Raw genomic sequence first — 23,980 nt, 5'->3', positions numbered from 1 at the left:
GATCTGCTCGCGTTTGAAATGCAAAGGGCGAAAGAAAAGTGATGAGATTGTTAAATCTGACAGCTGCCGCGGCTTTGTCGTTCCCAGTGTTGGGTTTTGCGCAGGAAGCGAAAAAACCGATTTCGAACGATGACCTGAATGATACGAATAACCCCCTCAATCCGGCCATTACGCTGAACCTGCACAACTTCTATATTCCCGATCTCGGAGGCCCTTTTGAGCGCGATGCGAATGCCTTCTTTTTACGGGGGCTTTTTCCATTTCTGATTGGCGATACACCCAATCTGGTGCGGTTCTCCATTCCGTTCATTACAGAGCCCACTCTACTTGATCATGGGCACACGACCGGCTGGGGTGACCTTGTGGTTTTTGATATTGCAGTGTTTGAACAGGATGGTTGGGCTTGGGGTCTCGGTCCTGTTTTGGGGGCTCCGACTGCCAGCGAAGACCGGTTCGGAAATGGCAAATGGACTGCGGGTGTCGCGGGCGGGCTCGTCGTCCCGACGAACTGGGGGCTGGCCGGAGGACTGGCGACCTATCAGAAATCCTTTGCCGGAGATGATGACCGCAAAGACGTTCAATCGCTGGAATTTCAACCCATCATTTTTTACAATCTCGATGCGGGTTTCTATCTGCAATCGACGGCAAGCATGTTTTTCAATCTTGAGAGCGAAACCTGGTCAGTTCCAGTCGGCCTGGGTTTGGGCAAGATGTGGCACCTGAATGAAGACATAAAGATGAATGCCTTCATCGAGCCACAGTACACGGTGGCGAGCAGCGGTTCCGGCCCGGACTGGCGTATATTTGCGGGTGTCAACTTCTCCTACAGCCTGGAGAAGTTCATCAAGAATCGCAGTCATTGACGACCCGGCCAGGTATTGTCGCAAAGCCGGTAATCGTAGCACTCACTCCGCAGTGCTCTTTTTCGGACTGTTCAGAGGCAGCGCGATGGTCAGGAATACGGAATCGCCTTCCGCACGGTTCTCGACGCCGAATTCATGGAAATACTTGATACGAGCGGAAACGGGCTGGTCGGCGACGGCGAAGTTCCAGCCGATTGTTGCGCCCAGCGCATTTGCGGTGCCCTTGAACGGGCGTAGCGCACCATCGCCGCTGTCGCCCGTGGTCTGGCGATAGACGTAACCGACCAGGCCCAGATCCCATTTCTGTCCGAAATGTTTCAGGGCGGCCCATTCGAAATGCAGTTCGTTGCCTGATCTGTAGTCCGTCGCAGGATTTTCGGCGTTGAATGTCATGCCAAGCGCGCCGGACAGCTCGTAACCGCTTGCCGGGTCAAGCCAGGTCAGCGCAGCATTGACGTCTGCGCCCCAGTGATGGAAGGCAATATTGGAAATTTCGCCGTCCTGGTAATTGCCGATCGGCACGTTGACGATGGTGCCGACCTGCCAATGCAGGTTGCCGGCATCCCAACCCAGGCTGGCGCTGACCAGCGGGTCTCCCATGGTGAATACAGTATCTGTGACTTCACCGGTCGCACCTCCCCCGAGCGGGCCGGCGATCGTCACATCCGCATTCGTCTTCATCCAGCCGTAAGGGACGGTCAATCCCAAACCGAGGCGGCCATTCAGAACCTCATCCTCCGGCACCCAGAGCAAGGTCGGCGCGGCAAGCACAGCTTGTCCCTCGACCCCAACCGCAAGCTTTCCGCCGGTCGGCAGCTGCTTATTGCCGCCAAGGCTGCCGTCATACAGCCAGGTATCATTCTGGAAATACAGGCCTGGTGGAGGTGCAATACCGGCTGCGGGGCCTTTTGAACCGAGCAGATAGAAACCTGCGCCGCGTTCTGCCGCCATGCCAGACGTTGCGGAGAGAAGCACGGCAACGGCCGCCAGCGCTTTGATCGTCATTGGTCTGTCCACGGCAGCATACTCCTCATTGATACACGATCGGAATCGACACAGACAATTATCGACAACTATACTGTCACGAGGCTTGCCCGCTGCGAATAAATACAATGAAAATATTGAGCGGTGTTGCAATTGCAGGCTGATGGATGTGTCTATTTTGCCGCATAGCCCGAGCTTGAAATTGCGGGACGAGGGTCTTGCCTTCCGGGTTGAGGAAAACAGACGTTCCGCCCGTTGTGTATTTTCGGAATTGTTGTGGCAGGACGATAAGTGGTGATCCCAACTGGATTCGAACCAGTGGCCTCAAGATTAGGAATCTTGCGCTCTATCCTGCTGAGCTATGGGACCAGCCTGAAGAACCCTTACAAAAGGTGGGCGTGGAAGCCAAGTGTTTCCCGTGTGGTTTTAGCGGTTTTCTGCGTATGGGGCTTTCTGATGTGCGCGCCGCCAAGCCGGGGCTGGCGCGGAACGCTTTTCCGATGATAAGCAGGGTGCGGCGAAACGGGGAGGAGACCCGGCCGTAACGGCGCCGCCTTTGGCAACGACACCCACAGAGTTTGATCCGGCATGTTCATTGGAATTGATTGGGGCGGCACGAAAATGGAAGTCATCGCGCTCGATCGCGATGGTTCGACACGGGCAAGGCATCGCATCGCCACGCCGACCAGCGGTTACGATGCCTGTATCCGCGCCGTACAGGAGCTTGTCGCGGCGGCCGAGCAGACGGCCGGCGAGACGGGTACGATCGGTATCGGTATTCCCGGCAGTCCCAATCCGCGCACCGGTATCGTACGCAATTCGAATGCCGTGCTTTTGAATGGCCAGCCGCTCGGGCGCGATCTTGGCGCCGCACTCGGCCGCGAGGTCCGGCTTGCCAATGACGCCAATTGCCTGGCGATTTCTGAGGCGGTCGATGGCGCCGGCAAGGATGCACATACGGTGTTCGGCGTGATTGTCGGCACCGGCCATGGCGGCGGGCTGGCGATCGGCAAGCATGTGCATGCCGGTTATCAGGGCATTGCCGCCGAAATCGGCCACTATCCGCTGCCCTGGATGACCAGGGACGAGTATCCCGGCCATAAATGCTGGTGCGGCAAACACGGCTGCCTCGATATGTATGCCTGCGGCACCGGTGTGGAGCTGGATTATCGTTTGACCACGGGCATCGACCGGCGCGGCCGCGACATCATTGCCGACAAGCGCAACGGTGAACCGGTGGCCACCGCCGTCTATCAGCGTTTTGTCGATCGGCTCGCCCGCAGCCTGGCGCTCTTGACCAATATCGTCGATCCGGATGTGTTCGTGCTTGGCGGCGGCATGTCAAATGTCGATGAGATCTACGATGAATTACCGGACCTGATCGTCAAATATATTTTTGGCGACAGTTTCGAAACGCCGATCCGCAAGGCGGTGCATGGTGACAGTTCCGGCGTGCGCGGTGCCGCATGGCTCTGGAAAGACTAAAAAGACAAAGGGAGAGCAGAATGAGTATCGACGCGGATCTGGAGCGGATTGCCCTTCAGGAAAACGAATTGCAGTTCGACAGTTTCAGCTTGGAAACAGGCTGGGCACTCGGGTCGCTGCTACGCGCAATGGCGGTGGAGCAAAAGCTCGGTGTCGTCATCGACGTGACGCTGTTTTCCATGCCGGTATTCTACACGGCACTCGAAGGCTCGACGCCGGACAATCCGAGCTGGGTGCGCCGCAAGCGCAATTGCGTCTTCCGCTTCCTGAAAAGCAGCTATGCCGTCGGTCTTTCCCTTGCCAAACAAGGCACCGATATCACCACCAAGTTCGGTCTGCCGGGCGCCGAGTTCGCGCCGCATGGCGGCAGTTTCCCGATTGTCGTCAAGGGCACCGGCTGCATCGGCGCGGTCACCGTTTCGGGCTTGCCGCAGCGCGACGATCACATCATGGTCGTTGAAGCGCTTGCCCAGCTTCTCGGCAAGGATATCGCCGGCTTGAGGCTTGGCGAAGGATACTGAACGGATAGATGACAATGGATATTGCCGGTTTTTCCGCAACGCTGAACGAATGGCTTTCCGAAAAGGCGCTGCCGCTCTGGCGGGACAAGGGCTTTGATTTGGCCGGCGGCGGTTTCGTCGAGACCATCGACATGGCGGGGCAGCCGACGCGGGCGAACCGCCGTTCGCGCGTCCAGCCGCGACAGGTGTATTGTTTTGCCGAGGCGGGGCGGCGTGGCTGGTCCGGCGACTGGCAGACGGTCGCCAATGACGGCATTGCCCATTTCGACCGGGTCTATCTGCAGCCGAGCGGATTTTATGGCGCGCTCGCCGACGCCGACGGCAATCTCATCGATGCGTCCTTCGATCTCTACAATCAGGCCTTCGCGCTTCTGGCTTTTGCCTACCTGGCGCAGGTGTTTCCCGGCCGCAAGGCGGAGATGATCGATCGCAGCAATGCGTTGCGCAATAGTCTGGAAGCCCATTGCAAACATCCGTTGGCGGGCTTTGAGGAAGACAATCCACCCCGTCTGCCGCTAGGCTCCAACCCACATATGCACCTGTTCGAGGCATGCCTTGCCAGCGAGACGGTGGAGGGCTTCGACGCAGTCGCCTGGACCAATCTGGCCGATGAGATCGCTTTTCTCTGCATGGAGCATTTCATTGACCGGGAGACCGGCGCACTGCGCGAATTTTTCGATCACGACTGGGCACCGGTATCCGGCGACCAGGGCCGTATCGTCGAGCCTGGCCACCAGTTCGAATGGGCCTGGCTTCTGTTGCGCTGGGGTGAGCGGCGCGGCAATGCCGATGCGCTGGTGAAGGCCCGGCGGCTGTTTGAAATCGGCGAGCAATATGGCATTGCCCAGCCGCGCGACGTCGCTGTCATGACGCTGTTCGATGACTTCTCCGTGGCCGATCCGATTGCCCGGCTCTGGCCCCAGACGGAATGGCTGAAATCGGCGACCCGTTTTGCAGCGCTGACGCAGGGCGAGGAGCGGGAACGTTATCTGCGGTCGGCCGTTCGCGCCGCAACCGCCTTGCAGTGCTTTCTCGATACGCCGGTCCAGGGTCTCTGGCGGGACAAGCAGAAAGCTGACGGCAGCTTTGTCGATGAGCCGGCGCCGGCCAGTAGCTTCTACCATATCCTCTGCGCCATCTACGAATTGGACGATTGCCTGAAGCGGCTCTAAGCCGAGATATCTGCTCGGTTTTTTCAAGCGGCCCGCTTCCATCGGAGGCGGGCCGCTTTGTTTCCGAGGTGATCAAATAAGCAACTCATATATTGACATAAAGATATCTTTATGTGATCTCTGATTTGCAGTTTATTGTCGTTTTCAGAACGGGAGATCTCCCATGTCCGCCATTGATGCACTTTTCGGCGCCGTTTTACTCAAGCCGGATGGGTCCGAAGTGATGGCCGCGCTGAAAGCGGCGGCTCGCGAGCGCATCCTGATCATGGATGGCGCGATGGGAACGGAAATCCAGCAGCTGGGGCTTGGCGAAGACCATTTTCGCGGTGACCGCTTCGGTGCCTGCGAGTGTCATCTGCAGGGTAATAACGACCTTCTCACGCTGACCCAGCCGGGCGCGATCGAGGAAATCCATTATAACTACGCCATCGCCGGCGCCGATATCCTTGAGACCAACACGTTTTCCTCCACATCCATTGCCCAGGCCGATTACGGCATGGAGGCGATGGTCTATGAACTCAACCGCGATGGCGCGCGTCTTGCGCGGCGCGCCGGATTGCGCGCCCAGCAGGTCGACGGCAAGCGCCGCTTCGTTGCGGGCGCCCTGGGGCCGACCAACCGCACGGCGTCGATCTCGCCGGACGTCAATAATCCCGGATATCGCGCCGTCTCCTTCGACGATCTGCGCATTGCCTATACCGAGCAGTTGCGCGGCCTCATCGACGGCGGCACCGATATCATTCTGATCGAAACCATTTTCGATACGCTGAATGCCAAGGCGGCGATCTTTGCCACCGAGGAAGTGTTCATCGAGATGGGCATTCGCCTGCCGGTGATGATCTCCGGCACGATCACCGACCTTTCCGGCCGTACGCTATCGGGCCAGACGCCGACTGCCTTCTGGCATTCGGTGCGCCACGCCGACCCGTTCACCATCGGCCTGAACTGCGCGCTCGGCGCCAATGCCATGCGCGCCCATCTCGCTGAAATTTCCAGCGTTGCCGACACTTTCGTCTGCGCCTATCCGAATGCTGGCCTGCCCAACGAGTTCGGCCAGTATGACGAAACGCCGGATGAAATGGCTGCCCAGATCGAGGGCTTTGCCCGCGAAGGCCTGGTCAACATCGTTGGCGGCTGCTGCGGCTCGACGCCGGCACATATCCGGGCGATCGCGCAGGCTGTTGCGAAACATGCACCCCGCGAAATCCCCGACGTGCCACGGCTGATGAAGCTGTCCGGCCTGGAGCCGTTCACGCTGACCAAGGACATCCCCTTCGTCAATGTCGGCGAACGCACCAACGTCACCGGTTCTGCCAAGTTCCGCAAGCTGATCACATCAGGCGATTATGCGGCGGCACTCGATGTCGCGCGGGACCAGGTGGCCAATGGGGCGCAGATCATCGACATCAATATGGATGAGGGGCTGATTGATTCGAAGCAGGCGATGGTCGAGTTCCTCAACCTGATCGCTGCCGAGCCGGACATTGCCCGCGTTCCCGTGATGATCGACAGTTCGAAATGGGAGATTATCGAGGCCGGTCTGAAATGCGTGCAGGGCAAGCCGCTGGTCAATTCGATCTCGATGAAGGAAGGCGAGGAAGCCTTTCTGCATCACGCGCGGCTTTGCCGCGCCTATGGCGCCGCCGTCGTGGTCATGGCCTTTGACGAGCAGGGGCAGGCGGATACGCAGGCCCGCAAGGTCGAGATATGCACCCGCGCCTATAAACTTTTGACTGAACAGGCCAACTTTGCGCCGGAAGATATTGTCTTTGACCCGAACGTCTTTGCGGTCGCCACCGGTATCGAGGAACACAACAATTACGGCGTCGATTTCATCGAAGCGACGCGCGAGATCATCGATACGCTGCCGCATGTGCATATTTCCGGCGGCGTCTCCAACCTGTCCTTCTCGTTCCGTGGCAATGAGCCGGTGCGTGAGGCGATGCATGCCGTGTTCCTCTACCACGCCATCCAGGCGGGCATGGACATGGGCATCGTCAATGCCGGTCAGCTGGTGGTCTACGACCAGATCGAGCCGGAGCTGAAGGAAGCCTGCGAGGATGTGGTTCTTAACCGCCGCGCCGATTCGACCGAGCGCATGCTGGAGCTTGCCGAGCGTTTCAAGGGCACTGCCGGCAAGGAAGCCAAGGAGCGGGACCTGAAATGGCGCGAATGGGCTGTCGAAAAGCGGCTTGAACATGCGCTGGTCAACGGTATCACCGAATTCATCGAGGCCGATACCGAGGAAGCCCGCCAGAATGCCCAGCGGCCGCTGCACGTTATTGAAGGCCCTCTGATGGCCGGGATGAATGTCGTCGGCGATCTCTTCGGCGCGGGCAAGATGTTCCTGCCGCAGGTGGTGAAGTCTGCCCGCGTGATGAAGCAGGCGGTTGCTATTCTGCTGCCCTACATGGAAGCTGAACGGCTGGCCGGCGGCGGCCTTGGCGAGCGCAAGAGCGCCGGCAAGGTGCTGATGGCGACGGTGAAGGGCGATGTGCACGATATCGGCAAGAATATCGTCGGCGTCGTGCTTGCCTGCAACGACTATGAAATCATCGACCTCGGCGTCATGGTGCCTTCAGCCAAGATCCTTGAGGTCGCCCGCGAAAGACAAGTCGATATCATCGGCCTCTCCGGCCTGATCACTCCGTCGCTCGACGAGATGGCACATGTGGCGGCCGAAATGGAGCGCGAAGGTTTCAACATTCCACTGTTGATCGGCGGTGCGACGACGAGCCGTGTCCATACCGCGGTCAAGATCCACCCGCGCTACAATCAGGGTCAGGCGATCTACGTCACCGACGCCAGCCGCGCCGTCGGCGTGGTGTCCAGCCTGCTGTCGCCGGAGATGAAGGGCGGCTACATCGATACAGTCCGGGCCGAATACAAGAAAGTGGCAGACGCGCATGCCCGCAACGAACTGGAAAAGCAGCGCCTGCCGCTCGCCAAAGCCCGCGCCAATGCCCAAAAAGTCGATTGGGACGCCTACCAGCCGAAGACGCCGTCTTTCCTCGGCACGCGGGTTTTCCAGAACTGGGACCTTGCGGAACTGGCTGAATATATCGACTGGACCCCATTCTTCCAGACCTGGGAGATGAAGGGCGTCTATCCGAAAATCCTCAACGACGAACGCCAGGGCGAAGCCGCCCGTGCGCTCTTTGCCGATGCACAGGCGATGCTGGCCAAGGTCATTGCGGAAAAATGGTTCGCGCCAAAAGCCGTCGTCGGCTTCTGGCCGGCCGGCGTCGTCGGTGACGATATCCGGCTGTTCACGGACGAAACCCGCGCAACCGAACGTGCTGCCTTCTTCACGTTGCGCCAGCAGATGGCCAAGCGCGATGGCCGCCCGAACGTGGCGCTGTCGGATTTTGTCGCGCCTGTCGATAGCGGCAAGCAGGACTATCTCGGCGGCTTCGTCGTAACCGCCGGCATCGAGGAAGTGGCGATTGCCGAACGCTTCGAACGGGCAAACGATGATTATTCGTCGATCATGGTCAAAGCCTTGGCCGACCGGTTTGCCGAGGCCTTTGCCGAGCGCCTGCACGAATATGTCCGCAAGGAACTCTGGGGCTACGCGACGGATGAGACCTTCCCACCGGGCGAACTGGCCGGTGAACCCTATGCCGGCATCCGCCCCGCTCCCGGTTATCCGGCACAGCCGGATCATACCGAAAAGGCAACTTTGTTTGACCTGCTGAAGGCCGAAGACGAAATTGGCGTCACACTGACGGAAAGCTTTGCCATGTGGCCGGGCTCCTCCGTTTCCGGCATCTACATCGCCCACCCGGACGCCTACTATTTCGGCGTCGCCAAGGTCGAGCGCGACCAGGTCGAGGACTATGCCGAGCGCAAGGACATGCCGGTCGGTGAGGTCGAACGCTGGTTGGGGCCGATATTGAACTATGTGCCAGTGCTAAGGGCGGAAGCGGCGGAGTAGGGGATTAGCGGCAGCCGGTGATTGCGAAATGCTGGTTTAACCGCCGCGCGCCGTCGATGGCATGGTGCCAATTCACTGTCCTGTAACGACCCTTCGTGCCAGCCGGAATGGGCTCGAAACGACTGAAGCCGCTGCATCGAACACGAAGGCTCCGGTCTCCGCAGACGTTGCGCCCTCACGCTTGTCCAGCGAGACGAGTTGAGGGCCGATGGCGGCGAGGTTGGCGTATCGGTCGTGACCCAGGCGATCGTCCGCTTTCACCGAGGTGATATCGATCACCTTGATGCGATACCGGGCGGCAGCTTCTTCGACGATGGGATCGTCGACATCAAGCCGCCCGGCGCGTTGTCTCTCTCCACCGAGAAAGCTCGAAACTCTCAAGGCCTTGTCGTCCTTGGCGACAAACAATGTCAGTGGCGTCTTCAACGGTCCAATCACGGCAAGCTGCTTGCGGAAGACATCCGCATCAATATCGGGCGCGGCCAGAATGACGACAAGCTTGTTCAGGACATCGTCATGGCCTTGAAGCTTGATCTGCCGCAGGGCCTCCATGATCAGAAAACATCCCATACTGTGCCCGAAAACAACGAGCTTTTTCACCTTGGGCTGCCGCGACATCTCGGTGATAACCGTCACCAGGTCGTCCCGCGAAAACAGAACGGCGTCCCTGTCGGCCACGTAGCCGGTCAATGCAGCTTCCGACGGCCATGAGAACAGAACCGGCGTCGCGCCGGTCTTTGCGTCCGCCGCGATCTGCGCCAGCCGGAACAGGCCCTCCTGGTAGCTGTAGTTGTAGCCGTGAACGAACAGACCGACCGAACCGTCAGGGTCCGGCGTCCCTGCCAACGTGACGAATTTCTGTCTGTCGATGGCCGTCCGCTTGGTGACCACGAGGTCGCGTTTTGCGTTTGGTTTGCCTTTTGACCATTCGATTTTGGACGGCTCATGCGTCGGCGGAACGGAGATGGTGTACTCCTCGAACGCCATCGATGGCGAACGGCCGCTTGCAAAGCCCTGACCGCCGGCGTCCTTCGTTCTGTTGGTCGCCGTCAAAAGTGCGATCTGCCGTTCGCCGCCTGCAGCACTTGACGGCTGCAAAACGGCATCCGTCGGGCGCGTCGCGCAGGCCGCAAGTTGCGAGATGGCAGCACATACGATCGCTATCTTGCGCAGGTTCGGGCGTCCAGGTTTGGTTGGGAGCAAACGGTTCATTGGTACTCGCTGATTTGATTCCGAACGCATGACAGCCTTGGTGCCATATTTTCCTCGCGGATAAAACAAACGCATGCCTGCTTTCCGGATATCGGCATTTGGCGGGGTCAAACGCCGACTTTGACCAACATTGAAGTATGTGGCGGCCCCGAGGGCGGTAGCACAATTATCCGCATCCGCCGCCACATTGCTCGTGGGCTCCGGTTTTGATACAGCGGTGTATAAGAATTCCGGATCTTGGAGCACTGCATGAGGAATGCAAAATCCGCAGATAAGTAAGCCGCAACAACTTTTTCATGTTGTTGCGGCGTTCTGTCGAACCAATCCCAGCTCAAGCTGACTGGCAGACGCCGCCAAATGTGCCTCATTTGAGCGGATGTTTTCCCATGCCTACTAACTCCCGTGTCTGGGCCTATTCCCTGCCAGCAACACTGCTGCTGATGGCCCCCTTCGATATTCTCGCCTCCCTGGCGATGGATATCTATCTTCCGGTCGTTCCTGCGATGCCCGGAATCCTCAACACCACCACGGCGGTCATTCAGCTGACCCTGAGCCTTTATATGGTCATGCTTGGCGTCGGGCAGATCGTGTTCGGGCCGATGTCCGATCGTATCGGCAGGCGTCCGGTGCTGATCGGCGGGGCGATGCTTTTTGCTACCGCGTCGTTCGGCCTTGCCGCATCGTCAACAGCCAGCATGTTCATGCTCTTCCGGTTCCTCCAGGCCACCGGGGCGTCCGCAGCCCTCGTGGCCACGTTTGCAACCGTTCGCGATGTCTATGCCGATCGTCCGGAAAGCGCTGTCATCTATGGCCTTTTCAGCGCGATGCTGTCTTTCGTGCCGGCTCTTGGCCCGATTGCAGGCGCCGTGATCGCCGATGGATTGGGTTGGCGTGGGATTTTCGCTACTCTTGGCGCAGTTGCCGTGTTGGCGCTCGTCAATGCGGTTTTTCGCTGGCACGAAACACGGCCTGTATCTGCTGCAATCTCGCGCCGCTCGATCCTGCCAATTTTCAAGAGTTTTGCGTTCTGGACCTACACACTGGGTTTTAGCGCGGCGATGGGCACGTTCTTCGTGTTTTTCTCCACCGCGCCCCGTGTTCTGATCGATGGCGCGGGTTTCTCTGAGTTAACATTCAGTTTGGCTTTCGCGACCGCAGCGGCTGCGATGGTCATAACCACGCGCTTTGCCCGGAAATTCGTGGCGAAATGGGGAATTCCCGGCAGTCTGGCGCGCGGCATGGGCATGCTGCTGGTGGGCGCGGCCTTGCTCAGCATCGGCCAAATCTTCGGTTCCGCATCCTTTTTGACCTTCATCGTGCCCATGTGGCTGATGGCGATTGGTATCGTCTTTGCGGTTTCCGTTACGGCAAATGGCGCGCTGAAGGGCTTTGACGATATCGCCGGTACGGCAGTTGCCTTCTATTTCTGCATCCAGAGCCTGATCACCGGCGTTGCCGGGACGCTGGCAGTCGTGACTTTACGAGGCGATACGGCATGGCCGCTCGTGGCCTATTCCTCGTTCATGGCCCTGCTTGTATTGGCAGCGCTGGTACTCCTTCGCCGCCAGCAAAGGCGGGTCTAACTGACCGGGCAGGGCGGCATCTGCTGTCCTGCCCTGATGGACGGGTTTGGATTGAGATAGGCAGTCTATTGGGTGTATTGACCGACGCGTCCGGCACCGCCACATCGACTTGTCGCAGAAGGAGTGCGAGGAATTCATGGCCGAAAACAAGCTCGATACGATTGCCCTTCTCAAGGCGATCGCCGATAGCCCGAAGCGTGACAACAGTGTCTATCACCAGGCAATGGCGGAGGCGCGCCAGGCTTTCGAAGATGCAGAAGCCGCGTTGGGTGGACCTGTCCGGGTGCGCACCAAGACCAAGCTGAAGCGCAGCGGTGAGTTTACCGTCAAATGGACATTCAGGCGCATATCCTGAAAAAAGGCTCTGAAAGGATGCTTGTGGCGTGCGCCACGACCAAGAAATGATTATTTTAGGTCAACGGGGGCACAAAACTGCTGTTTGAAACGTTTCCCAGGTTGAAAGGTAAAATGGTGTCTCACATGAAAATGTTTGCAATCATCGGTCTGTCGCTGGCCACCGCCTTTTCAAGCGTTGTGCCAGCTCAGGCATTCCCCTCCATCGAACGGCCGAGGCCTCAAGTTTCGGATGTTCTACAGGTCGAATCCTACCGCAGCTCCTGGGGTATCGGCCGTTATGGGGGCAATCGCGGCCCTTACATAAGACGTCACTATCGCAACGGCGGCTACTATGGTGATCGACGCAATTATCGTAACTACGGCAACCATCGACGCTACTACCGTGACTACGATGACAACTTCGGTGCAGCGTTTGGCGGCTTGGCTGCCGGAGCGATCATCGGTGGCCTTCTAGCGCAACCGAGATACTACGACGGTGGCCGGCGCTATTATCGCAGCGGTGGCTCGCATGCCGATTGGTGCTATGCGCGATATCGTTCTTATCGGGCTTATGACAATACATTTCAGCCGTATAACGGACGCCGCCGTCAGTGTCTTTCGCCCTATTAACGCAACGGGCGTTGGTGATGCAAAATCTGCTGGGTGGAGGGCAGGGCTTGTAATAGTCCTGCTCAGACGTGGAAATGCGCGCCCTGATTAAACGCCTGCCTTACCCTTTGATATACCAGCCCCACGGCTCGTCGCTGTTGAAACGGGTAATCTGCTTGGTCTCCAGATAGTTCGACAGTCCCCAATGGCCGAGTTCGCGGCCGATGCCGGATTGTTTGTAGCCGCCCCATGGGGCTTCGACGAAGGTTGGCTGCGAACAGTTGACCCAGACGATCCCGGCGCGAAACGCCTCGGCGACGCGTTCGGCGCGGATCACGTCCTTTGACATCACGGCAGCGGCAAGCCCGAAGCGGCTGTCATTGGCCATGCGGATGGCATCATCCTCGTCCTTGAACGGCTTGACGCAGACGACCGGACCGAAAATCTCCTCCTTCCAGACATAGCTGTCTTCGCTCATATCGGTGAGGACAGTCGGTTCGAGAAAATAACCGCTGTTGAGGCCCGCCGGACGGGCGCCACCGTAAGCAACCGTTGCGCCATCGATGCGGGCGCGGTCTATTGCGGAGACGATCTTGTCGTATTGTCCCTTCGAGACGATCGGCCCGAGCAGTGTGCCATCGTCCATGCCGTTGCCGATCTTGATCTTGGCCGCTTCCTCGCACAGGCGCGAAACAACGGCGTCGTAGATATCAGCCTCGACCAGCACGCGTGAGGTGGCCGAACAGACCTGGCCCTGATTCCAGAAGATCCCGAACATGATCCATTCGACGGCTTTTTCGATATCGCTATCGGCGAAGATGACAAAGGGCGATTTGCCGCCGAGCTCGAGGCTGACAGTCTTGATGTCCTGCGCGCCTGCCATCATCACCTTGCGGCCGGTGGACACAGAGCCGGTGAAGGCAAGCTTGTCGACCAGTGGATGTTCGGTCAGCGGTTCACCGGCCTGCATGCCGGTGCCGGTAATGATGTTGAGGACGCCGGCCGGAAGATCGACCTCCTCTGCAATCACGCCGAGTTCGAGCGCGGTGAGCGGTGTCAGTTCCGAAGGCTTGAGCACTATGGTGCAGCCGGCGGCAAGAGCCGGCGCGACTTTCCAGGATACCATCAGCAACGGATAGTTCCACGGTGTGATGGCACCGACGACGCCGAGTGGTTCGCGCACCACCCGCGAGGAGAAGCGTGGCTCGCTGAGCGGGATGGTCTCTTCTGGATGATGATCCAGTTCTTCTGCCAGAGTGGCATAATAGTTGAAACAGCCGGCGACATCGTCGATGTCCCACAGCGCTTCCGGCAGCGGCTTGCCGTTGTCGGCGACTTCGAGCCTAGCGAGAAACTCGCGTTTCTCGGTCACTTTCGCGGCGATGGCGCGCAGATAGACAGCGCGCTCGGTGCCGGTGAATTTCGGCCAAGGGCCGGAATCGAAGGCATAGCGGGCAGCTTTGACGGCCTTATCGATATCGCCGCTGGTGCCGGCGGGAGCCTTGTGAATGACCTGTTCGGTGGCGGGATCGATGACATCCAGCGTGCCGCCCTTTTCAGGCCTTACCCACGCGCCGTCGATGTAAAGCCTGTCCTGCATGTCGCGGTCCTTCTTTAAATCAGATCCAGTATCGCATTGGCGGCCACGGTCACGCCGGCGGCCTTTTTCATCGTCACGGAATTGGCAGCGAGTGTATCGCGCAGAGCGGAATTGTCGAGCAGGCCGGTGATCGTGGCGGCGAGTTCATCATCGGTCCAGCAGTAGCGGTCAAACTTGCGTCCGACGCCGACATCCTCGGCGCGCCGGGCATTGTCGTGGCCATCCCAGCAGAACGGCATGACCAGCGAGGGCACGCCAAAATAGAGGGCTTCGCAAAAGCTGTTATTGCCGCCATGATGAATAAACAGGCTCGACTGCTCGACGACGGAAGGCTGCGGAAACCAGCTTTCGAGGAAGACGTTGTCGGGGATGCGGCTGTACTCGTCACGCCATGGTCCGACATTGACGATGAAGCGGTAGGGCAGGGTCTCGAAGACGCCGATCATCCGCTTGATCATCGAGACGTCCATGGCGCCGAGACTGCCGAAGCTGGCAAGTACCAGCGGCGCCTCCTGATGCGAGGCGAAATGCGGCAGCGTATAGGGCGCCTCCTGCCGGACGCAGCCGTCAAGATAGATGAACTTTTGCGGGTCGAGTGGGTTTTGGCGCTCGAAGCGGACGGCGTCCGGGGAGAGAAGCAGGTTGAGGTACGGCGAGTTTTCGAGAAACTCGTTTGGCGGCAACGGGTTGAGGCCGCACTCCGCCAGAAAGGCATTCATGCGCTTCTGCGCCGGTGCTACGGCCTTGGCATAGGTGCGTGCAAACGCCGACCAATCCGCGCCGGGCTTGCCGCCGCAGCCGGAGAGATAGGGCGGAACCAGCGGATCGGGCAATTCCGTCTCGGCGCAGGAGACGACCCGGACCCACGGGACGCCGGCATTGGCGATCGCTGGAAACATCACGACGTTGTCGAGCACGATGGCTGCCGGTTTCAATTGTGCGAGTAGCTGGCGAAGCGGCTCTTCCGCTGCGATTGCCGTATCGACGATCGCCTCCCAGGTCGGGGCGACATAGCTCTTTACCTGTTCCAGCGGCGATTGGCGAAAGGCATCCTGATGCCGGTTGATGAAGTCGGTCCAGTCGGTCTGGCTCTCCGTTCCGGCTGACTGCAGCAGATATTCGGGAAAGCCATATTCGTTGAAAACGCCGCGGAAGCCGGGATGGCAGATGAAGACCGGGCGGGCGCCCAGCCGGCGCAGTTCCTGGGCGATGCCGACACAGTTGAGTGCTGCGCCATAACTGGCTTCCGGGAAAAAGGCGATCACCTTGGGCTGGCTCATGCGTGCACCGAATATCTAGCCCACGACCTTGAAGACGGGCGGAACGCCGCGCCCGGCAAGGCGTGGCCGCTGCGAATGGGAAAGCTGGATATGCACGCGCATCAGGTCGGCCGCAAGCTCAAGCTGGCCGCGCTCGATCTGTTCCAGCATCTGGATATGCTCCATGTTGGACTGCATCAGCCGGAAAGCGTTGACATGCACTGGCGGCTGGCTGGAACGGCGGCGGCGGTGATGGCTTGAAAGCGCCTCCGACATGAAGGGATTGCCGCAGCTTTTGGCGATCAGCATATGGAAGTCGAAATCGGTGCGCTCGAACAGTTTCTGATCGAAACCGCTCTCCGTCATCGAGCGCAGGATCTCCATCGATTGCCTGAGCGAGGTGATTGCCGCAGCGTCCCGGCGAAATCCGGGCATGGTCAGGGCGAGCGGTTCGCAGGACAGGCGATATTCGAAACTCTTGGCAACGGCATCGCCGCTTATGGCGAATTGCTTGATCAGCCATTGCTGGCCGGCGGCGCGCTCCGCCAGATTGTCCTCGGCCAGCCGCGTCAGCGCGTTCTGCACCGCGTTGCGGGACGCATCGTAGCGGCGCTGCAGGCCGGCGACGGTCTGGGAATCGCTGATGCGTCCGGCCGAGACATCGCGCAGGATGGCGTTGTAAAGCTCGGTTTCTTCGGCTGGCTGCGTCGTATCCTCCAGACCGGGGAACGAGGCAGGATCGATGGCAAGCAGATAACCGCCTTCGGTCTCGGCTGTGACGATCGATTTTTCGGCGAGGAACTGCAGCGCCTTGCGGATCGGGGTGCGCGAAACGTTGCAGCGGGAGGCAAGCGCCTGTTCCGGCAGCCGTTCGCCGCGGCTCATGCCGCGTTCTGTGGCGATGTCGAGTATTTTTTGCGCCAGTTCAACATGGCGATGATTGACCTTTTTCGCCTCTGCTTGCATCGCTCGTACCTTTGAATGCCATAGAGTAAAGCTCATGCTGCATCTTCTGCAAAAGGTCTGCAAGAGCGGTTGTTAAATTTTCGCCGCTGGTACGATTTCGTATTGACGTATTTTTTTTATAAATAATACTGCCTGATGAAGTGAGACATAGACCGGATAACCGGCACGCCGCTTTGGGAACAGAGGTTGAATCCTCGGGTGAGGCATTGCGTATTATCGCGATACCCTCCGGGACGATGTATTTGCGCATGCGGCGATGGCCCAAGATCTGCTTGGCATCCGGGCTGCGCCAGCAACGGGAGACTGCCATTGAAAACGTCAGTGAAATTGCGCCTGGCCGGTCTTGCCGCGACGGCCATGGTTCTTTCTACAGGCACGGCGCTGTCGGCCGATCTGGTGATTTCCAATTGGGCCGGCTACATGGCGCCCGATATTGCCGAGACCTTCAAGGCGGCGACCGGCCTGACGATCGAGGTGGTCAATCATGCCACCAACGAAGAGATCATGGGCAAGCTGATGGCGGGCCAGGGCAAGGGCTATGACGTGGTTTTCGTCTCCTCGCCGTTCGCCCATATCCTCAACGGCCAGGGCCTGCTCGAGCCGCTCGGGCCCGAAAAGGTGCCGAACCTCAAGAATCTCTATCCGCAGGCGACCAAGCTGGCGTTCGATCCGGGTAATACCTATGCCATCCCCTATGCCTGGGGCACGACAGGTCTCTGCTATCGTTCTGATCTGGTCGAAGGAACGCCGGACAGCTGGTCCTATCTGCTTACTCCGCCGGAAGCGCTGAAGGGCAAGATCACCATGCTTTCGACGGACCGCTGGCTGATGGCGCCGGCCCTGCTCTACAAGGGCTATTCGGTCAACGAGAAGGACCCGGCCAAGATCGAAGAGGCCAAGAACCTCTTGATCGAAGCGAAGAAGACTTTGCTTGCCTATGACGACACGACCTTCTTCTCCAAGCTCGTGTCCGGTGAAGCCTCGCTGGTACAGGCCTGGGATGGCTGGTGCAATTACGGCATTGCCGAAAACGACAAGATCAAGTTCGTCGTGCCGAAGGAAGGCTCCGACCTCTGGATCGACACCATGGTCGTGATGAAGAATTCCGAGCACAAGGAAGCGGCGATGAAGTTCCTCGACTTTATCCTTGAGGCCAAGAACCACGCTTGGGCGGCCTCGAACATCTTCTACGAAGTGCCCAACAAGCCCGCCATGGAAAGCCTCGATCCGGAACTCATCAAGAAATATCCGACCATGGGCGTGTCTCCAGAAACGCTGGTCAAATACGAGGAACTGCAGGATCTCGGCGAGGCGCAACGCGCATATTCGCGTGCGGTCAGCGAGATCAAGGCGGCGAATTAACCCTGTCTCTTCTCCCCAGAGGGGAGAAGATGCCCGAAGGGCGGATGAGGGGACCGTGCGGCAGACTTAGAGTTTGCGGAAAGACCCCCTCATCGCCTCGCATTCGCTCGGCACTTCTCCCCGCTGGGGAGAAGAGGGAGCAAGCCAAGCAGCCCCGCACTCATGGCTCATTTAAGAGCGCGGCCATTTCAATCCGGAGTCCTTTTCTTGTCCTCGCAGACGGTTCGTTCCAATCTCATGGCTCTGCCTGCCGTTGCGTGGCTCGTCCTGTTCATGGTCGTTCCGTGCCTGATCATTCTGGCCTATGCGTTCCTGACGCGCGGGCTCTATGGCGGCATCGAATACACGTTGACGGCAGAGAATTTTCTAAGGGTCATCGATCCTCTCTACGCGAAGATCTTTCTGACATCGGTGCGCATTGCAGGCCTGGCGACCTTGCTGGCGATCCTGATCGCCTATCCCGCCGCTTATGCCATCTGCCGGGCGCCCAAACGGACACAACCGCTGCTGCTGTTCTTTGCCGTCCTGCCGTTCTGGAGCAATTACCTGATCCGCACCTATGCCTGGATCGTGCTGTTGAACCGCGAAGGCCTGATCAACAATCTGCTGCGCTGGTTTGGTTACGAGGGAGAGCCGCTGGCGCTCCTTTATAGTGAGGGCGCCGTGATCACCGGGCTGGTCTACAACTATCTGCCCTTCGTGATCCTTGCCATTTATTCCAGCCTGTCGCGGCTGAACGGCGAGTTGATCGAGGCATCGCGCGATCTTGGTGCTTCGCGGGTGCGGACATTCTTCCGCGTGACCCTGCCGCTGACCATGCCGGGCGTGGCTGCCGGCGGTGTGTTCGTCTTCGTTCTCTCGATCGGCAATTTTGTCACCCCGGCGCTGCTCGGAGGCGGCCGGTTCCAGATGATCGGCAATCTGGTCTATGACCAGTTCCTGACCGCCAACGACTGGCCGTTCGGTGCTGCACTCGGCATGGTATTGATCGCCATCATGATCGGGTTGCTGCTTCTGCAGGCGCGGGCCTCGGCGCGCTTCAGCGGTGAAAAGCAGGAGGCAGCCAATGGCTGATGCCTTCCGCACCAAACTGACCGGGCGGATGATCCTGGTTCTGGTCTTCGGCTTTCTCTATCTGCCGATCGTGGTTCTCGTGTTGCTGTCGTTCAATGCCAGCGGTCTGCCGACGACATGGTCGGGCTTTTCGCTGCGCTGGTATGTCTCGCTCGCCAACAACAGCGATATTCTGCATGCCGCCTGGAACACCCTGGTCGTGGCGATCTTCGCGACGCTGATTGCCACCGTGCTCGGAACCATGCTGGCGATCGGCATGGAAACGCGCAAACGCAAGAGCACCGCTCTCGAAGCGCTGGCTTTTGCGCCGATGGTCATTCCCGATATCGTGTTGGCCGTGGCGCTTCTTACCCTGTTTTCGCGGCTGAACGTGACGATGGGCCTCTCGACGATCATCGTCAGCCACGTGATCTTCGATCTCGCCTTCGTCTGCTCCGTTGTGCGCGCCCGCTTGAAGAATTTCGACTTCTCGATTGTCGAGGCATCGCGCGATCTCGGGGCCTCGTCGGTTACGACCTTCTGGCGCATTACCCTTCCGGTTTTGCTGCCCGCTATCATTGCCGGTGCGCTGCTCGCCTTCACCCTGTCGGTCGATGAATTTATCATCGCCTTTTTCACCTCCGGCGCCGGGCGCTCCTCCATCACCCTGCCGATGCAGATCTATTCGATGATCCGCTTCGGCGTGACGCCGGAAATCAATGCGCTCGCCACCATCGTCATGGGCGTCAGCGCTGCCGCGCTTCTCCTTTCGCAATGGCTGAACAAAGAACAGATGACCCGATGAACACTCCTCTCAAAGCCCCGGTTCTGGCGGTTGATAACGTCGTCAAGCGCTTCGGCAAGACCATCGCGGTCAATTGCCTCTCACTGGATATAAGAGAGAATGAATTTTTCGCGCTGCTCGGCCCGTCCGGCTGCGGCAAGACCACGCTCCTGCGGATGATTGCCGGGTTCGAGGTGCCGGATGAAGGCCGTATCCGGCTTGCGGGCGCCGACATTACCGGGCAGGCGCCGGAAAAGCGGCCGCTCAACCTGATGTTCCAGTCCTATGCCCTGTTTCCACATATGACGGTTCGGCAGAACCTGGCCTACGGCCTTGAAATGGAACGTCTCGCCAAGCCGGAAATATCGGCGCGCGTCGAGGAGATGTTGAAGACCACGGACCTGCAGGCACTGGCCGAGCGCAAGCCGGCCGAGCTTTCCGGTGGACAGAAGCAGCGTGTGGCTCTCGCCCGCGCCTTGATCAAACGGCCGAGGGTGCTTTTGCTCGATGAGCCGCTCGGCGCGCTCGACAAGAAGCTGCGCGAAAAGATGCAGCTGGAGCTGAAACGGCTGCAGCATGAGGTCGGCATTACCTTCATCATCGTGACGCACGATCAGGAAGAGGCGCTGGTGATGGCTGATCGCGTCGCGGTGCTGAAGGATGGCAGCATTTTGCAATGCGGCACGCCTGAAGAGGTCTATGAGCGGCCGGCCAACCGCTTCGTTGCCGGCTTCATCGGCGTGATGAATTTCATCGAGGGCGAAGTCGGGGATGACGCAGTTTTCCGCGCCGCAGGCCAAACATTGGCCTGCAATACCGCAGGACTGAAACGCAATGCCAAGGCGGTGCTGGCGATCCGGCCAGAAAACATCACGTTGAGCCCGGCTGGTTCAGGGATCGCCGGAACCGTCGTCGATGCCGCCTATCATGGTCTCGACCGGCAACTCTACGTCAAGACGGCGCTGTCAGCATTCCCCCTTCAGGTTCGCGTAGCAGCGACAGGGGCCGGGACCGTGCAGACCGGTGCTGCGGTGTCGCTCGGGTTTGACGCGTCATCCTGCCGGATTTTTCAGGACTAAAGAAAACAAGAGGGAACTGATGTCCAAGACGATTGCATTCTTTCCGGAAGCGGCCTTCGGCCCGGCGCTCAATTCCGTCGGCATCGCGCAGGCCGTCGAGGCACTCGGCCACAAGGCCGTCTTTCTGTCCGATCCCGGTTTCGTCGATGTCTACAAGGGGTATGGGTTTGAGGCCTATCCGGTGAACCTCTCGGCGCCGATGCCGCCGGAGCAGATGGCGAAGTTCTGGGAGGATTTTATCAACGGCCATATCCCAAACTTTCGCAAAAGCCCTTATGACCAGATCAGCAACTATGTGCGCGATTGCTGGGAGGCGATCGTCGACAGTGCCAAGTGGGCGGAGAAGGATCTGCCGGGCGTGCTGGCGAAGATCAAGCCGGACCTCATCTGCGTCGACAATGTTATCCTGTTTCCGGCCATCAAGCAGTTCGGCAAACCCTGGGTGCGGATCATTTCCTGCTCGGAAAACGAGATCGAGGACGAAAACATTCCGCCGCACCTGTCCGGCTGCCGTCAGGACGATCGGGCCGGTCATGCCGCCTACCGTGAAAAGTTCCACGCGGTGATCAAGCCGATCCATGAGGATTTCAACGGTTTCCTCGCCTCGACCGGGGAGGCGGCCTATCCGATCGGCCAGTTCTTCGAGGCCTCGCCCTTCATGAACCTTTTGCTCTATCCGGAATCGGTGAAGTTCGACCGTGAACATCTGCTTGATCCAAAACAGTTCCAATATCTCGAAGGCTGCGTGCGCAAGGAAAAACCTTACGACGTCCCGTTCTTTGCCGAGAACAACGACAAACCTCTTCTTTATATATCGTTCGGCAGTCTTGGTGCCGGCGATACCGATCTTTTGAAACGGCTGATCACCACAATTGGAAAGCTGCCCTATCGCGCGTTGGTCAATGTCGGCGACTATAAGGAGCAGTATAGTGGCCTGCCGGGCAATATCATTATCGACAGCTGGTTTCCGCAACCGTCCGTCATTCCGCAGATCGATGCCGCCATCCATCACGGTGGGAACAACTCGTTCACCGAGTGCCTCTATTTCGGCAAGCCGGCGATCATCATGCCCTATGTCTGGGATGGCCACGACAATGCGACGCGGGTCGATGAAACCGGCCATGGCTTCAAGATGCCGCGCTATGACTGGACCGACGACGAACTGGCCGCAAGGCTCAATGCCTGCATCAACGATGCGGTGATGAAGGCGAAACTCGCCGCGACCAGCACCCATATGCAGTCGCAGAACGGCCCGCAAAAGGCCGCCGCAATTCTCGATCAGCTGGCAAACACGGGGACGTTCAATGGTTGAGGCGTTGCAAATTTTGACGGTGCCCGGGTGCCCCCCTCTGTCACTGCGTGACATCTCCCCCACAAGGGGGGAGATCATTCTTTTTCCTCACCGGCTTCAATGTCAGGCAGGCGCAATAGATGCGACCGATCTCCCCCGTTGTGGGGGAGATGTCGGCGTCGCCGACAGAGGGGGGTATCTCCATGGTTGAACCCAAGTCATCCTCCGCCCCCCACATCTACAACGCCACGACCACTGACGATCTCGTCGACTGGGGCCTGCAGCCCGACAGTGTCGAGGGCCAGTCGAAGTCGACCGGGCGGCTCGTACACAAGGGGCCGGACAACCAGCCGGAATCCGGCATCTGGGTCTGCACCCCCGGCCGCTGGCGGCTGTCGATCCCGCGTGATGAATTCTGCCATTTCGTCGCCGGCCGCGCCATCTATCGCTCGGATGACGGAGAGGTGATCGAGGTCGAGGCGGGCACCGTGGTGATGTTTCCCGGCGGCTGGATCGGCGAATGCCACGTGATCGAGACGATGCGAAACATCTACATGCTGGTCTGACCAGCTGGACTTGAGACTACTGCAGCGGCTTCTTGGCGTTTCTCCAAACACGGCCGCTTCCCAAAGAAAAGACGAAAGGAAACACGCCATGACTGCCACGCCACTGATGCGCAAGCCGCTCGAACAGACCGACCTCAAGGATTGGGGCGTCATCTCGACGATGATCGAAGGGGAGAGCCGCACGACCGGCAAGTTGATCCACAAGGGGCCGAACGGCGAATCCGAATGCGGGCTCTGGGTCTGCACGCCCGGCAAATGGGATTGCCACGTCACGCGCGACGAATTCTGCCACTTCCTCGAAGGCCGCTGCACCTATGTGCATGAATCGGGCGAAGTGATCGAGATCACCCCGGATACGGCAGCCTTCTTCCCGCAGGACTGGAAGGGCGTCTGCACCGTCCATGAGAGGATCAAGAAGGTTTACATGATCCGTTGAGGGGTCTGGGGGCAAACCGCGCGGGCGGCGGCCCCTCATCCGCCCTTCGGGCACCTTCTCCCCGCTGGGGAGAAGAGGGTAGCGGCGAATTCTGCTCCTCCTCTCCCCAGCGGGGAGAGGGCAGGGTGAGGGGGATTTCACCTCTCGGAATAAAGCGACAAGGAAAACACCATGTTCAATCCAGCCGAGCCCGTCTTCTACCGGCACCCGGACTACATCAAGGCGACGGGCGAGCGTCATACGGTGGTCAACCCCGCCACGCTTGGAAACGAGGGCGTATTTGCCGAAACGACGGTCGCGGAACTCGATGCCGTGCTGTTTGCGGCCAAACGGGCCCAATCGGACTGGAAACGCCTCGACGCCAAAAGCCGCGCCACCATCCTGCACCGGATCGCCAACCGGATCGAAGCGACCGACATGCGGACTTGTGCCGAACTGATGTCGCGCGAGATGGGCAAGCCCTATCCGGAAGCGATCGGCGAGGTTGCCAATTGCGCCGGTGCCTTTCGCTATTTCGCCGAAATGGCTCGCGACGAGGCCGGCAAGGTGGCGGGTACGACGCAGGCCGGGTCGTTTCAGTATGCCCGCTATGAAGCGCTCGGCACCAGCGTCCACATCATGCCGTTCAATTTCCCGATCCTGTTGATGTGCTGGACGGTGGCGGCGTCGCTGGCGTCGGGCAATGCCTGCATCATCAAGCCGGCGCTGGCGACGACGTTGTCGACGCTGGAATTCATGACAGTTTTTGAAGCCTTACCGGAGGGGTTGATCGCCTGCGTGCCGGGTGGCGCCGAGGTCGGGCAATATCTGATTGCCTCGCCGCTTACCCACGCCGTCGCCTTCACCGGTTCTGTCGCCGCCGGCCGCGCCGTGGCCTCGGCG

The 23,980-nt window shown here is 59.3% G+C and carries 21 protein-coding genes and 1 tRNA gene (1 of these 22 running past the window's edge); 16 read left to right on the top strand and 6 right to left on the bottom strand.

The window, feature by feature from the left end:
- The first annotated feature begins 41 nt into the window (after positions 1 to 41).
- Positions 42 to 863 carry a hypothetical protein gene (locus ACQY8Q_RS09905; RefSeq protein WP_428426423.1) on the top strand — a complete coding sequence of 274 codons (822 nt, stop codon included), beginning with the start codon at positions 42 to 44 and terminating at the stop codon, positions 861 to 863.
- Between the two features lie 42 nt (positions 864 to 905).
- On the opposite strand, the gene ACQY8Q_RS09900 is transcribed toward ACQY8Q_RS09905, so the two are convergent.
- A complete protein-coding gene (locus tag ACQY8Q_RS09900; protein WP_428426422.1) occupies positions 906 to 1,868 on the bottom strand; it encodes a SphA family protein in 963 nt (320 codons plus the stop codon).
- A 271-nt stretch (positions 1,869 to 2,139) separates the two neighbouring features.
- Positions 2,140 to 2,216: transfer RNA gene (locus ACQY8Q_RS09895), tRNA-Arg, on the bottom strand.
- Positions 2,217 to 2,435: 219 nt separating this feature from the next.
- Between ACQY8Q_RS09895 and ACQY8Q_RS09890 the strand changes: the two genes are divergently transcribed.
- The 4 genes from ACQY8Q_RS09890 to metH all read left to right on the top strand — a co-directional run bounded on the left by ACQY8Q_RS09890 (position 2,436) and on the right by metH (position 8,962).
- Positions 2,436 to 3,332, top strand: a complete 897-nt coding sequence (locus tag ACQY8Q_RS09890; protein ID WP_428426421.1) for an ROK family protein — start codon at positions 2,436 to 2,438, stop codon at positions 3,330 to 3,332.
- A 20-nt stretch (positions 3,333 to 3,352) separates the two neighbouring features.
- Positions 3,353 to 3,853, top strand: a complete 501-nt coding sequence (locus ACQY8Q_RS09885) for a heme-degrading domain-containing protein (protein ID WP_428426420.1) — start codon at positions 3,353 to 3,355, stop codon at positions 3,851 to 3,853.
- An 8-nt stretch (positions 3,854 to 3,861) separates the two neighbouring features.
- Positions 3,862 to 5,025, top strand: a complete 1,164-nt coding sequence (locus ACQY8Q_RS09880; protein WP_428426419.1) for an AGE family epimerase/isomerase — start codon at positions 3,862 to 3,864, stop codon at positions 5,023 to 5,025.
- 163 nt (positions 5,026 to 5,188) lie between these two features.
- Positions 5,189 to 8,962 (top strand): methionine synthase, encoded by a 3,774-nt coding sequence (gene metH, locus ACQY8Q_RS09875; RefSeq protein ID WP_428426418.1) that lies wholly within the window; start codon positions 5,189 to 5,191, stop codon positions 8,960 to 8,962.
- Between the two features lie 72 nt (positions 8,963 to 9,034).
- Here metH and ACQY8Q_RS09870 read toward each other — a convergent pair whose 3' ends face one another.
- A complete protein-coding gene (locus ACQY8Q_RS09870; RefSeq protein ID WP_428426417.1) occupies positions 9,035 to 10,174 on the bottom strand; it encodes an alpha/beta hydrolase in 1,140 nt (379 codons plus the stop codon).
- A 386-nt stretch (positions 10,175 to 10,560) separates the two neighbouring features.
- Here ACQY8Q_RS09870 and cml point away from each other — a divergent pair, with 386 nt between their 5' ends.
- The 3 genes from cml (at position 10,561) to ACQY8Q_RS09855 (ending at position 12,723) form a co-directional block, all read left to right on the top strand.
- Positions 10,561 to 11,757 carry a CmlA/FloR family chloramphenicol efflux MFS transporter gene (gene cml, locus ACQY8Q_RS09865; protein WP_428426416.1) on the top strand — a complete coding sequence of 399 codons (1,197 nt, stop codon included), beginning with the start codon at positions 10,561 to 10,563 and terminating at the stop codon, positions 11,755 to 11,757.
- Between the two features lie 136 nt (positions 11,758 to 11,893).
- A complete protein-coding gene (locus ACQY8Q_RS09860; RefSeq protein ID WP_428426415.1) occupies positions 11,894 to 12,112 on the top strand; it encodes a hypothetical protein in 219 nt (72 codons plus the stop codon).
- A gap of 125 nt (positions 12,113 to 12,237) precedes the next feature.
- Positions 12,238 to 12,723, top strand: coding sequence for a BA14K family protein (locus tag ACQY8Q_RS09855; RefSeq protein ID WP_428426414.1), 486 nt, complete (start codon positions 12,238 to 12,240; stop codon positions 12,721 to 12,723).
- A 100-nt stretch (positions 12,724 to 12,823) separates the two neighbouring features.
- On the opposite strand, the gene ACQY8Q_RS09850 is transcribed toward ACQY8Q_RS09855, so the two are convergent.
- From ACQY8Q_RS09850 to ACQY8Q_RS09840, 3 genes are read right to left on the bottom strand one after another with little or no spacing between them, the layout of a single operon-like run.
- Complete coding sequence (locus ACQY8Q_RS09850) at positions 12,824 to 14,302, bottom strand: aldehyde dehydrogenase family protein (protein WP_428426413.1); 1,479 nt, start codon at positions 14,300 to 14,302, stop codon at positions 12,824 to 12,826.
- A 14-nt stretch (positions 14,303 to 14,316) separates the two neighbouring features.
- A complete protein-coding gene (locus ACQY8Q_RS09845; RefSeq protein ID WP_428426412.1) occupies positions 14,317 to 15,582 on the bottom strand; it encodes a nucleotide disphospho-sugar-binding domain-containing protein in 1,266 nt (421 codons plus the stop codon).
- Between the two features lie 15 nt (positions 15,583 to 15,597).
- Positions 15,598 to 16,563 carry an FCD domain-containing protein gene (locus tag ACQY8Q_RS09840; RefSeq protein ID WP_428426411.1) on the bottom strand — a complete coding sequence of 322 codons (966 nt, stop codon included), beginning with the start codon at positions 16,561 to 16,563 and terminating at the stop codon, positions 15,598 to 15,600.
- 273 nt (positions 16,564 to 16,836) lie between these two features.
- On the opposite strand from ACQY8Q_RS09840, the gene ACQY8Q_RS09835 reads away from it, so the two are divergent.
- The 8 genes from ACQY8Q_RS09835 to ACQY8Q_RS09800 form a co-directional block, all read left to right on the top strand.
- Entirely contained in the window at positions 16,837 to 17,889 is a 1,053-nt protein-coding gene (locus ACQY8Q_RS09835; protein WP_428426410.1) for a polyamine ABC transporter substrate-binding protein, read from the top strand.
- A gap of 237 nt (positions 17,890 to 18,126) precedes the next feature.
- The gene (locus tag ACQY8Q_RS09830; protein ID WP_428429739.1) at positions 18,127 to 18,963 is read left to right on the top strand and encodes an ABC transporter permease; all 837 of its coding nucleotides are present in this window, start codon (positions 18,127 to 18,129) and stop codon (positions 18,961 to 18,963) included.
- The gene (locus ACQY8Q_RS09825) at positions 18,956 to 19,747 is read left to right on the top strand and encodes an ABC transporter permease (RefSeq protein WP_428426409.1); all 792 of its coding nucleotides are present in this window, start codon (positions 18,956 to 18,958) and stop codon (positions 19,745 to 19,747) included. The genes ACQY8Q_RS09830 and ACQY8Q_RS09825 overlap by 8 nt, the downstream gene beginning before the upstream one ends.
- The gene (locus ACQY8Q_RS09820) at positions 19,744 to 20,805 is read left to right on the top strand and encodes an ABC transporter ATP-binding protein (RefSeq protein WP_428426408.1); all 1,062 of its coding nucleotides are present in this window, start codon (positions 19,744 to 19,746) and stop codon (positions 20,803 to 20,805) included. Before ACQY8Q_RS09825 ends, ACQY8Q_RS09820 begins: the two co-directional genes overlap by 4 nt.
- Before the next feature lie 16 nt (positions 20,806 to 20,821).
- Entirely contained in the window at positions 20,822 to 22,117 is a 1,296-nt protein-coding gene (locus ACQY8Q_RS09815; protein ID WP_428429738.1) for a glycosyltransferase, read from the top strand.
- Positions 22,118 to 22,299: 182 nt separating this feature from the next.
- Positions 22,300 to 22,662 (top strand): cupin domain-containing protein, encoded by a 363-nt coding sequence (locus ACQY8Q_RS09810; protein WP_428426407.1) that lies wholly within the window; start codon positions 22,300 to 22,302, stop codon positions 22,660 to 22,662.
- A gap of 88 nt (positions 22,663 to 22,750) precedes the next feature.
- The gene (locus ACQY8Q_RS09805) at positions 22,751 to 23,098 is read left to right on the top strand and encodes a cupin domain-containing protein (protein ID WP_428426406.1); all 348 of its coding nucleotides are present in this window, start codon (positions 22,751 to 22,753) and stop codon (positions 23,096 to 23,098) included.
- Between the two features lie 171 nt (positions 23,099 to 23,269).
- On the top strand, positions 23,270 to 23,980 hold the start of the coding sequence (locus ACQY8Q_RS09800) for an aldehyde dehydrogenase family protein (RefSeq protein ID WP_428426405.1). 795 nt of this gene lie beyond the right edge of the window; only the first 711 of its 1,506 coding nucleotides appear in the window; its start codon is at positions 23,270 to 23,272; its stop codon lies beyond the right edge, outside the window.

This window comes from Pararhizobium sp., from assembly GCF_965279435.1.
Taxonomy (GTDB): domain Bacteria; phylum Pseudomonadota; class Alphaproteobacteria; order Rhizobiales; family Rhizobiaceae; genus Pararhizobium.
The sequence above is the reverse complement of the archived record's forward strand: the minus strand, read 5'-3'. Positions and strand labels throughout refer to the sequence as shown.